The sequence below is a fragment of the Asticcacaulis sp. genome (assembly GCF_020217185.1).
Classification (GTDB): domain Bacteria; phylum Pseudomonadota; class Alphaproteobacteria; order Caulobacterales; family Caulobacteraceae; genus Asticcacaulis.
Genome location: NZ_JAIWNX010000257.1, coordinates 1 through 10,000 on the forward strand (window position 1 = coordinate 1; position 10,000 = coordinate 10,000).

Sequence of the window (10,000 nt, forward strand, 5' to 3'; positions counted from 1 at the left end):
ACCGCATTCAACGCAGCCAAGCGATTTGAGGGCAAAGGCATAGAGGCCATCAAAGCCGTCCATACCATCAAAGGGCACCAGCGCAGCCGCACGGAAGTCCTGCGGGACCAGTAGTCTCCGCTTCGCATCCAGTTGCTTCTCGTGCGTGGAGAGAAACACCCCTGCGCGTCCGGGCCAATGCCCGCTCCCTCATTCGGTATGATCCATGCCCAAAGCCCGACGAAAGCCCTGCTTCGCCGACCCGAATTAGGGTTAACATGGGATGAAGCGGGACGCAATGACTCTGACTGACACTTTATGCCTTTCGGCACAGAATTTATCGAACAGGGACAAGGGGATAGAACGGAAAGGGAACCTGTTAACACTTTTGCAAACAAGGTGAATAAAGGGTTGCGAAAGCCTTTACAAATCCTGAACTCAAGCCATGCACAAAGATTAACAGCGCCTGTGCATAAGCCTGTGTGCAACGGTGCTTGTCCACAAGGGGCGGTTCCACAGCCTGCTGACAGGTTTTGTCACCCGGAAAGGGCAGGATGCTACACATAAGGAGACACAGATGTACGGATTGATCGGCAGCTTTTCAGCCCACCCCGGCAAGCGCGACGACCTGATCGCGCTGATGACCGCCAGTGTCGGCGACATGCCCGGCTGCCTGAGCTACGTGGTGGCCAGGGACCCGCAGGATGCCGACAAGCTGTGGATCACCGAGGTGTGGGACTCCGCCGACAGCCACAAGGCCTCACTGCACATCCCCGCCGTGGCCGAAACCATCCGGCAGGCTATGCCGCTGATCGCGTCGTTTGGTGAGCATATCGTGACGGAACCGGTGGACGGGTACGGGATTTAGATCGTCCACCTCTGCCATAAGGCTTCAACAGCCAGATAGCGGCGTCTCGCATCGGCTTCGGAAGGTTGGTCACTATCCGCACGACCATAGCGCGGGTCATCCCGTCGCGTCACAATAACCGCGTCGGCGCCAAACTGATCGGCGGTAATGTCTATAATCCAGTCTTCGCTCTCGACCCAGGCGTGAGCCTCCCATCGGTCAGACGTGCGAAAACCGTAAGGGCCAAGCTCAGGCCCGGCTTCGGATCGTCGGGGAATACTGTTGACCGTCACCGCCGCAAACCCCTCGTGTACCAGAACACGCTGAAGGAAAAGACTTGTGCGCACACAGGTGTTTTGCGACAGAACAACAGGCACCACTCCCCGCTCAGCCTGCCACTGCGGCCAGACGGTCTCCATGAACCGCCTGACGCGCCAAGCTGTCGCGTAGAGTTTCGCTTCCGGCGAAAAAACTACACGCATTCAGGCTTGGACAATTCGGACGGCGTGCCCCACGACAAAAGCCAGCGTCGCACCTTTTCATAGGGCACTGACTGACCAGCCTCCAGCGAGCGCAAACCCGCTTTGACAGCCGAAAGACATTCGGACTGATCCTCAGACGGGTGCGATTTGGGAGCCTGTGTCATGAGCGGACGGTAGCACAGCAACCCGTAATGGCAATGCTGTGACATTACTGTTTATGGCTTCTTAAACCCGCCTCTATCTGCTAGATTAGGCTCATGTCACGCATTGAGCCCCCCAAACAGATCGAACTAAGTCTTCGTTTCGACGAAGGTGAAAATAGCGATCCCGATTATCTGGTCTGGAGAGACCAGAAGGTTAAGCGTGCCCTGGCGCAATCTTCTGACCGCACCAAAATGATCCCGGCTGACAACGTGTGGAAAGACCTCGGTCAGTGAATATTGTGTTTACGCCAGAAGCTATGGCGGACCTTCGCGCTATCCACACTATCATTGCTGAAAACAATGAGCGCGCGGCGGATCAGGTTATTGCCCGCATCCGGCAGGCCATCATGATATTTGAACGTTTTCCGATGCTGGGACGTCCCGGCAGAGTGGAAGATACACGGGAGTTTGCCATCCCCGGATTGCCTTATACCATCATCTATCGTATTGCGTCGGTGACAGAATTGGACATCCTCACCATTATTCACCAAAGGCAGAAATTTCCGTCGTAATAAGAAATCTGGATCAGATGACCTGTAAGCCGGGTTCTGTTCGGGGCTTGCGCCCTCTGGCGATCATTCATCTTGGCGACGGATTGCTCCGGCGCTCATGCAACCAACCCGAACGTGCTGGGGCGGTAATACCCTGTCGGAGAACCGACGCGCCGTTCCTATTCGGTTTTGCTTCGGGCGGGGCTTGCCGTGCCGCTTCCGTTGCCGGTCGCGCGGTGCGCTCTTACCGCACCGTTTCACCCTTACCCGGCTGACGCCGGGCGGTCTGTTTTCTGTGGCGCTATCCCTAAGGTCACCCTTGGCGGGCGTTACCCGCCGCCCTATTACCGTGAAGCCCGGACTTTCCTCAAGATAAGGTCGCCTCATCCCCAAAACCGCAAAGCACTTTTGGGGATGAGGCTCTCCGCTCCTGCGATCGCCCGGTCATCTGATCCACGCGCCTTGTGCGGGAAAGCCGTGTCTAAATCAAGCCTTCTTCGCGGTCAGCTTCAAAGCCGAAGCCACAGCCACCCCGGCCCAGCCCAGCATGACCAGCACGCCGCCGGTGGGCGCCAGATTGGGCAGAAGCCCCTCACCCCGCATGACGCGCGAGCAGATATCGGCGGCAAACACCCCGCTGCCGACCATCAGCAGCAGCAGGACGTTGAGGCGCATCCGCGGCCCCATAAAGCCCGAATGGACCAGGCCGATAGCCGTCGCCGCGTGAAACAACAGGAACATGCCGGCCGAGGTCAGGCGCGGATCGGCATGACTGCCCGCCGCCAGCAGCATGACGCCGATCAGACCCCACAGGCCCGACATCAGCAAAAACACATAGTCCCAGCGCTGATAGGTCATGCCTGATCCCCGTCCTTAGGTTTGTCGCTGTTTTTGCCCTTTTTCTTCGCCGCATAGATGGAGATGAAGATGGTGAACACCCCGCAAAACACGGAAAACAAAGCTATAAATACCGCGTTATTCATCCTCAGACCTCCAGAAGCGTGATATGCCGCAACAGCGCCATCAGGCGCACCCGCGTCAGGGCATCGGCCTTGCCGTCGATGCGCGACTGCACCCAGTGGCGCTGAAAGGCAGTGACGATGGCCTTCGTTTCCACGTCATAGGGCCCGCCCGGCAGGAGGTCGTAACCCAGCTTTCCCAGCGCCCCCTGAAGCGCAAACACGCCCGGCCCGACGTCGCCAATATCCAACGGCGGCCCCATCACACCCTCCGGCGGCAGCGGCGGATCGACCCACAGCCCGTGCCCCGCCTCGGCCAGAGCCTGCCATGGGAAGCGTTCACCGGGGTCTTCCTTGCGCGCCGGAGCGACGTCCGAATGCCCCAGAATGCGATGGTCCGGAATATCCCAGCGCCCGCGAATGCTGTCCAGCAGCCCGATCACGGCGTCGATCTGCGCCTGCGGAAAGTCGCGATAGCCGAACTCATGGCCGGGATTGACCAGCTCAATGCCGATCGACACGCCATTGATGTCGCGCGCGCCCTTCCACACCGACACCCCGGCGTGCCAGGCGCGGCGCGCCTCATCGACAAGGTGATAGACCGTGCCGTCTTCATCGACGACGTAATGGGCCGACACCTGCGCCGCCGGGTCGCACAGTCGATCCAGCGCCGCCCTGGCCGTCTGCATACCCGTATAGTGCAGCACGACCATGTCGGGCACGGACGGGCGCGCATTGAAATTGGGGGAAGGCAGCGAAATCATCGGCAAATCCGCAACAAAAAACCCCGGCTTGATAGGCCGGGGTTACGAAACCTTCAAGGTTTAAAAGCTCAATAGACTTCCCCTAGTACACTTCCCAGGTCGAGCCGTTCTTGCGCGCGTCCAGCACGCCGTCTTCGCGCTTGCGCTTGTTGGCATCGACCGTGACTCGCACGGGCTTGCGCGTGAAAAACGCCGTCACCGCCATCAGGCCGACGCCGATCAGGGCCAGCGCCGCGACGATACCGGTAAAGATCACCGCCAGCACGGCACCGGCGAGTGAGATGAGCCCGATCAGGGTCATCATGAAAATGTGCTTCAGTCTGGCCATGGCGTTCCTCCGACGCACTTGCGCCCACGGGTGGGGGCGCGTGAAACTTCCGAATACGGACCTCAAATCGCTCATGGCTATACTGACCTCATTACGCGCCATGCCAGATGGGGAGTATTGGCACTGCACCACAGCAGATTGGCACGATTAAGGCCCGCGTCAACCACCTGACCGAGCGTTAACTTAACTTTTTTATGACTTGTTAAGAGAGACATCGATTTCATAGCCCAATGTGCCCCTATTGCAGCGCCCGCTCACGCAGGATCTGCGTGTAGGCCTCGTTGATGCGCGCCGCCTTTTGCGTGAAAAGCCCCACATATTCAGACGGCAGGCCGCGCGCCAGAATGCGATCCGGGTGCACATCCCCCAGCGCCTTGTTGCGCGCGATGCGGATTTCGTGGTCGGCCACGTCCGGATGAATGCCCAGAATATGATAGGGGTCATCGGCGTCCGGCCCGGCATAGTCGGCGCGAATGCGGCGATAGGTCGCGGGGCTGAGGTCGAACAGACGCGCCACGGTTTCCAGATAGGTCTCTTCGCGGTCGGTCAGATGGCCGTCCGACACGGCGATATGAAACAGGCCTTCCAGCACGTCCTCAAGGATGCGCGGGCACTGGGCATAGCGTTTGGCCAGCCGCCGGGCATAGGATTCAAAGCCCAGACTGGTCTGGCGCGCCAGATCATACAGGCGGCGGATATTGTCATAGGCCCCGCGTTCGGGCTGAAACACGTCGAAAAAGGCCTGCTCCTCGCTCTCGTCCACCAGCCCGTCAGCCATGGCCAGCTTGGCCCCCAGCGCGGTTACCGCCGTGGCGAACGCCGGGTCGCGGCCCGGCTGCCCCTTGGGGCAATCGGTGCAGTCGGCGGGGTCAAAGGCGTGGGCCGCCTTGTGCGCGAGGGTCTTCCAGAAGCTCATGGGTCTTATCCTGACCACTACCTTAGGCCATTATACGGCGCAAAACCCCTTAAGTTTCTGTAAGAGAGATTTTTTCTGTGCGCGCGGCGACATTCCACTCTAAAATAACCATAAAACGCGATTTCGCCCCAATTTGTCCGCATGACAAAGGGATGAGTCTGAATATGAGGATGACGGCGTCCATGAAAGCGACGATTACGGCGACTGTGTGTATGGCCCTGCTGGTCGGTTCGGCAATGGCGCAAACCGATGATGGCCCTATCGCCACCAATGTCACCGGCATCAAGGAACAGGTCGTGCGTACCCCCGTCATCGCCGACGCGCCAGCCGATGACTTCAACCGCGTGGCCTGGTGCCACGGAATCCTGTCCGGGCATATGGACCTGGCCGAGCGTATCTCGGACGTCGAGCCTTTGAGCCAGGAGATGGAAAAGATCGGCGCCTCATATCTGCGCGCCTATGAGGCGGCGCTGACCCTGTCGAAAAAGGGCGAAGCCCCGGAGGGCCGCAAGAGCGCCGAGGCCGCCCGCGAACAGGGCTTCAACGGCTGGGAAGAGGCGCGCAAGGCCCCCAAGGGTCAGGCCGCCGGGGCCTATGTCAACTGGTCCCTGCCCGGCGATTGCGAGCGCGCGACCAAGGCGCTGTCGGGGCATCCCGACATCTTCAAGGAAATGCAGACCGAGGAAGAGGCGAAGATCATTGCCGAGGCGATGAAGCCCGCGACCGAGCGTCAGACGCTCGATGTCCTCACCCCGCAAAAGACCAGCGCCACCACGGCCCCCGTTGATCCCGATGCCGCCATCGGCTCATCCCGCACGACGGGCAAGTCGGGCAAGGGCCAGTCGAGCGGCAACTGGGCCACCGGCCTGATGAACAAGCTCGGCTGGGGCAAGAAGGACGGGGAATAAACGTCAGCGGTACTCGCGAGCGTGCCACAAACGAACAATCGAGATAACGTCCGCACTGACCTCGTAGCGCATCTCGTAGTCGCCCACGATCAGCGATCTGACGTGCAAAGGGTCATAAACTTCCAGCCTCATCCCAATTTCAGGATAGTCAGGCAGGCGATCTGCGGCGGCGTCAAGCATATCGACTATGCGCGCGGCGGCACGTGGGCTATCAGATTTCACGAATTCATAGACCCGCCTCAAATCGCGGTGAGCCGCCGCCGACCAGACGACACGCATCAGTCACGCTCCAGCGAGGCGATCCAGTCCTTTATTTCCTGATGCGAATGGACACGGCCTTCTTCGATATCGCGCAAACCTTCGAGCGTCATTTGATGCCGGCGCTCCTCAAGGCTTAGCCAGCTCTGCAAGGCCTGCTTGACGATCCAGCCACGTGGCCGCTCCAAACGGGCGGCTGCGGCATCGACGGCCTCAGCCAGTTCAACAGGGATATGAGCTGTAACGGTCCGTGTGTTCATGCCCTGAGGATGGGACTTAATCAAAATTTGTCAATCTGATTAAAACTGATGAAGTTAGGTTTAGACCTTATTATACAACACCCGCCATCCTGCCACCATGACCCTCTGGATATTGGCACTCGGCTGGCTGGCTCTGATCGATCTGGTGACGTTTCAGGTGTGGGCCGCTGACAAGCGCCGCGCCATCCGTCGTGAGCGTCGCGTGCCGGAAGCAACACTGCTGCGGCTTTGCTGGCTGGGCGGCTGGCCCGCGGCGCTGCTGTCCATGCGGCTGTTCCGCCACAAGAGCGTCAAGCGCGATTTCAAACGCAGATTCAACGGAATCGTCTGGCTACACCTGCTGGCGATAGCGGCCACGATCATAGCATTCCAGGCGCTTTAAGTATCCGTCTGCACGTCGTCCCAGTCGTCGCCCTCATAGCCGATCAGCCAGTTGAGCGCGTGGTGGCGTTCGCGCACCACATCGGGCAGGACGCCTTCGGCCCCATCGCGCACCGCCCCGTGCAGGCGATAGATCAGGTCGGCCTGATCCAGTATCTCTTCGACATCTCGGTGGCCGATACGACTCAGATCGTCGTGCGCAAAGTCCTGCCAGTAGTCGAGCATCTCTTGCGCGTTGACGTCTTCGGCGGGAAACCACAGCTCGTCGATCAGGCCGATCGCCCACATCAGCGGCACCATGGCCTCCACCCGCCATGAAAAGCGGATGGCATCGGCCTCAGACACCGCGTCCCCTTGCAAAAGCGTGCGTTCCTGCGGCGTCAGGTGCGGGTCGAGCTTCCAGCGCCCGACAAAGGGCAGGACCGGGCCCGGCCGCCCCAGAAAGGCCGCCTGCGCCACCGCCGTGAGGCACAGGAGGCGATAGACGATCGCTTCGCCGGAGCGGATCGTCACATCCGCTGCCTCTTCGATTTCGGGCAGGCTGTCGGAAACGCGCATCCCCCGCGCCTTCAACAGACGGATCGAATTTTGCTTGCGGGTTTCGGCGTCCATAGTCAAATCGGGTCTTCCAGTGAGCGGGCCAGAGGCGAAAACAGCTTCGGCCCTGTGGGCGTCACATGCCAGCAATCCTCAAGCCGCACGCCGAATTCGCCGGGGATATAGAGGCCCGGCTCGTCCGAAAAGCACATACCAGCCTCCAGCGGCGTCGCGTCATTACCGACCAGATAAGGCGCTTCGTGGCCATCCATGCCGATACCGTGCCCGGCGCGGTGCGACAGACCCGGCAGGGTGAAGCCCGGCCCCCAGCCTTCCTTATCATAGAAGGCGCGCACGGCGGCATCGAGCTTTGCCACCGCTACGCCGATCTTTGCGGTTTCCAGCACGATCTCCTGCCCGCGGCGCACCGTGTCCCACACCTTGCGCTGCCGCGCCGTCGCTTCGCCATAGACCCAGGTGCGGGTGATGTCGGATTCGTAGTCGAGCAGCGCACAGCCGCAATCCATCAGGATCACCGAGCCTTCGCGCACGGTTTGCGGCGTCTTGGTGCCGTGCGGATAGGCGCTGGCCTCATTAAGCAGGGTCAGGGCAAATTCCGGCGCCCCCCCCAGCGCCCGCGTGGCGTCGTTCATCAGGGCCGCAATATCGCGCGACGCCATACCGACCTTGATGTTCGCATGGACGTGACGCAGCGCCGCCAGCGTGATGTCGTTGGCCGTCTGCATGAGGGCCAGCTCAGCCGGCGACTTGAGGCGGCGGCAGGCGGCCACCAGCGCCTCCCCCGATACCACCGCGAACGCGCCCTGCTGTTTCAGGCCATCGATGATGAAATAGCGCGTGGTCCCTTCGACGGCCAGCGTCCCGCTGGCCGCGCCGCGATCCTTGAGCGCACCGGCAATCAGCGCATAGGGGCTTTCGTCCTCGTTCCAGGTGCGGACATCGGCGGGAACTTCCAGCGTTTCGCGCGTGCGGGCTTCCTCGAAATAGGGGGTGACGATGACGGTCTGCCCCTTGGCCGGGATCAGAGCCGCCGTCACGCGCTCAGACCGCCCCCAGCGCAGGCCGGTAAAATAGGTCAGCGACGTGCCGCCTTCGATCAGCAACCCGGCGATCCTTTGCCGCTGCATCTGCTCTTGCAGTCGGGCGATGCGCGCCTGACGCTCCGTCACGCTGATGGGCTTGGCCCCCGCCGCAAGATTGGGCAAGCCCTGAGTCTGGGTCACGGTCTGAGTCTGGGCCTTCACGCCCGATGCCACGACCACACCCGAAGCCACGGCCCCGCTCAAAAACGCCCGTTTGGACAGCATTACCCCGCTCCTGCGCTTAAAATCGTATACGACCTAGCGCGGGTTTGAAGCGATTGGCAAGCCCTCTCCTCCCTGTCGCGCAGCGATGGGGAGGTGGATTTGACGCGAAGCGTCAAAGACGGAGGGGGGTGGCGCAGGCCATTCGCCGCGCGCAGGATTCTGTAGGCTATGCGCCGGGAACCGAGAAAGAGTCGCCCCCCTCCGCCTCGCAAGCTAAGGCGTAGGGAGGAGAGATTACGGTAAGTAGTTTAAAATGGGCGACAACCACCGCTCGGCTTCATCGACGCTCCAGCCCTTGCGGCGGGCATAGTCTTCGACCTGATCCTTTTCGATCTTGCCGACGCCGAAATAGTGCGACTTCGGATGCGCGAAATAGAGGCCCGAGACCGAGGCCGGCGGCGTCATGGCCAGACTCTCGGTCAGCTCCATCCCCGCCTGTGCCCGCGCGTCCAGAAGATCGAACAGGGTCCATTTTTCGGTGTGGTCGGGCTGGGCCGGATAGCCGGGTGCCGGGCGGATGCCCTTATACTGTTCGGCGATCAGACCGGCGACATCTAAGTCTTCGTCCGCCGCATAGGCCCACAGCTCGCGGCGCACGCGCTTGTGCAGGGCTTCGGCGAAGGCTTCGGCCAGACGGTCGGCCAGAGCGGTGGCCAGAATGGCGTTATAGTCGTCGCCCGCCGCCTTGAACTTCGCCGCGATCTCCATTTCGCCATGCCCGGCGGTGACGGCAAAGCCGCCGATCCAGTCGGGCGTGCCTTTCGGGGCCACAAAGTCGCTCAAGGCCGTATTCGATTGATCGTCGCGCGTCTTCTTCATCTGCTGACGCAGGGTGTGGAAACGCGCAATGACCTTTGAGCGCGTCTCGTCTTCATAGACTTCGATATCGTCATCATCGGTGGCATTGGCGGGCCAGAAGCCGACGACGCCGCGCGCCTCAAACCATTTTTCGTCCAGAATGCGCTTCAGCATGGCCTGCGCATCGGCGTAGAGGGCGGTGGCCGCCTCGCCCACAATCTCGTCCTCAAGGATGTCCGGGAAGCGCCCGGCCAGCTCCCAGGTGGCAAAAAACGGCGTCCAGTCGATATGGTCGGCCAGATCGTGCAGGTCATACGGCGAAAAGGTCCGCGTCCCAAGGAAGGTCGGGGCGACGGGGGCTTCGGCCGCAAAGTCGATGACAAACTTCTTTGCGCGCGCCTCTTTAAGGTCAGAACGTGGCTTTTGATCGCCCTTGCCATAGGCCAGACGCACCTTCTCGTAGTCGGCGCGCGTATCGGCGATAAACTGCGCCTTATCCGCGTCGGACAGCAGTTGCGACACCACGCCCACGGCGCGCGACGCATCGAGCACATAGACGGT

At 61.1% G+C, this 10,000-nt stretch carries 16 protein-coding genes, 1 other RNA gene and 1 pseudogene; 5 read left to right on the top strand and 13 right to left on the bottom strand.

The annotated features are described in order from the left end of the window. Positions 1 to 159: pseudogene (locus tag LDL37_RS12855) on the bottom strand (division/cell wall cluster transcriptional repressor MraZ); the annotation flags it as partial. A gap of 397 nt (positions 160 to 556) precedes the next feature. On the opposite strand from LDL37_RS12855, the gene LDL37_RS12860 reads away from it, so the two are divergent. After that, on the top strand, positions 557 to 847 hold the full coding sequence (locus tag LDL37_RS12860) for a putative quinol monooxygenase (RefSeq protein WP_290799001.1): 291 nt from the start codon (positions 557 to 559) through the stop codon (positions 845 to 847). Here the strand turns inward: LDL37_RS12860 and LDL37_RS12865 are convergent. Together LDL37_RS12865 and LDL37_RS12870 are read right to left on the bottom strand one after the other, a co-directional pair. Beyond that, the gene (locus tag LDL37_RS12865) at positions 844 to 1,245 is read right to left on the bottom strand and encodes a hypothetical protein (protein WP_290799004.1); all 402 of its coding nucleotides are present in this window, start codon (positions 1,243 to 1,245) and stop codon (positions 844 to 846) included. The genes LDL37_RS12860 and LDL37_RS12865 overlap by 4 nt on opposite strands. Before the next feature lie 53 nt (positions 1,246 to 1,298). Then, entirely contained in the window at positions 1,299 to 1,517 is a 219-nt protein-coding gene (locus LDL37_RS12870; RefSeq protein ID WP_290799007.1) for a hypothetical protein, read from the bottom strand. Between the two features lie 48 nt (positions 1,518 to 1,565). Between LDL37_RS12870 and LDL37_RS12875 the strand changes: the two genes are divergently transcribed. Both LDL37_RS12875 and LDL37_RS12880 read left to right on the top strand, forming a co-directional pair. Then, a complete protein-coding gene (locus LDL37_RS12875) occupies positions 1,566 to 1,745 on the top strand; it encodes a hypothetical protein (RefSeq protein ID WP_290799010.1) in 180 nt (59 codons plus the stop codon). Continuing rightward, positions 1,742 to 2,023 (top strand): type II toxin-antitoxin system RelE/ParE family toxin, encoded by a 282-nt coding sequence (locus LDL37_RS12880; protein ID WP_290799013.1) that lies wholly within the window; start codon positions 1,742 to 1,744, stop codon positions 2,021 to 2,023. The genes LDL37_RS12875 and LDL37_RS12880 overlap by 4 nt, the downstream gene beginning before the upstream one ends. Positions 2,024 to 2,032: 9 nt before the next feature. Here LDL37_RS12880 and rnpB read toward each other — a convergent pair. The 5 genes from rnpB to LDL37_RS12905 all read right to left on the bottom strand — a co-directional run bounded on the left by rnpB (position 2,033) and on the right by LDL37_RS12905 (position 4,969). Further along, positions 2,033 to 2,454, bottom strand: an RNA gene (gene rnpB / locus LDL37_RS12885) — RNase P RNA component class A. 34 nt (positions 2,455 to 2,488) lie between these two features. After that, positions 2,489 to 2,860 (bottom strand): hypothetical protein, encoded by a 372-nt coding sequence (locus LDL37_RS12890; protein ID WP_290799017.1) that lies wholly within the window; start codon positions 2,858 to 2,860, stop codon positions 2,489 to 2,491. Positions 2,861 to 2,987: 127 nt separating this feature from the next. Continuing rightward, positions 2,988 to 3,725 carry an N-acetylmuramoyl-L-alanine amidase gene (locus tag LDL37_RS12895; RefSeq protein WP_290799020.1) on the bottom strand — a complete coding sequence of 246 codons (738 nt, stop codon included), beginning with the start codon at positions 3,723 to 3,725 and terminating at the stop codon, positions 2,988 to 2,990. Between the two features lie 82 nt (positions 3,726 to 3,807). Then, complete coding sequence (locus LDL37_RS12900) at positions 3,808 to 4,053, bottom strand: hypothetical protein (RefSeq protein ID WP_126421017.1); 246 nt, start codon at positions 4,051 to 4,053, stop codon at positions 3,808 to 3,810. Positions 4,054 to 4,291: 238 nt separating this feature from the next. Then, a complete protein-coding gene (locus LDL37_RS12905; RefSeq protein WP_126421019.1) occupies positions 4,292 to 4,969 on the bottom strand; it encodes a TerB family tellurite resistance protein in 678 nt (225 codons plus the stop codon). Positions 4,970 to 5,151: 182 nt separating this feature from the next. Here LDL37_RS12905 and LDL37_RS12910 point away from each other — a divergent pair, with 182 nt between their 5' ends. Further along, positions 5,152 to 5,877, top strand: coding sequence for a hypothetical protein (locus tag LDL37_RS12910; protein WP_290799026.1), 726 nt, complete (start codon positions 5,152 to 5,154; stop codon positions 5,875 to 5,877). Between the two features lie 3 nt (positions 5,878 to 5,880). On the opposite strand, the gene LDL37_RS12915 is transcribed toward LDL37_RS12910, so the two are convergent. Together LDL37_RS12915 and LDL37_RS12920 are read right to left on the bottom strand one after the other, a co-directional pair. Then, positions 5,881 to 6,156: a type II toxin-antitoxin system RelE/ParE family toxin gene (locus tag LDL37_RS12915; protein ID WP_290799029.1), complete on the bottom strand. Its 276-nt coding sequence runs from the start codon at positions 6,154 to 6,156 to the stop codon at positions 5,881 to 5,883. Continuing rightward, positions 6,156 to 6,395, bottom strand: coding sequence for a ribbon-helix-helix protein, CopG family (locus LDL37_RS12920; protein ID WP_290799032.1), 240 nt, complete (start codon positions 6,393 to 6,395; stop codon positions 6,156 to 6,158). Before LDL37_RS12920 ends, LDL37_RS12915 begins: the two co-directional genes overlap by 1 nt. 97 nt (positions 6,396 to 6,492) lie before the next feature. On the opposite strand from LDL37_RS12920, the gene LDL37_RS12925 reads away from it, so the two are divergent. Then, a complete protein-coding gene (locus LDL37_RS12925; protein ID WP_290799035.1) occupies positions 6,493 to 6,777 on the top strand; it encodes a DUF1294 domain-containing protein in 285 nt (94 codons plus the stop codon). Here LDL37_RS12925 and LDL37_RS12930 read toward each other — a convergent pair. The 3 genes from LDL37_RS12930 to LDL37_RS12940 all read right to left on the bottom strand — a co-directional run. After that, positions 6,774 to 7,388 (bottom strand): DUF4272 domain-containing protein, encoded by a 615-nt coding sequence (locus LDL37_RS12930; protein WP_290799038.1) that lies wholly within the window; start codon positions 7,386 to 7,388, stop codon positions 6,774 to 6,776. The genes LDL37_RS12925 and LDL37_RS12930 overlap by 4 nt on opposite strands. 2 nt (positions 7,389 to 7,390) lie before the next feature. After that, positions 7,391 to 8,641 carry a Xaa-Pro peptidase family protein gene (locus LDL37_RS12935; RefSeq protein WP_290799041.1) on the bottom strand — a complete coding sequence of 417 codons (1,251 nt, stop codon included), beginning with the start codon at positions 8,639 to 8,641 and terminating at the stop codon, positions 7,391 to 7,393. Positions 8,642 to 8,875: 234 nt separating this feature from the next. After that, on the bottom strand, positions 8,876 to 10,000 hold a 1,125-nt coding region (locus tag LDL37_RS12940), incomplete at its 5' end, for a vitamin B12 dependent-methionine synthase activation domain-containing protein (protein WP_290799043.1).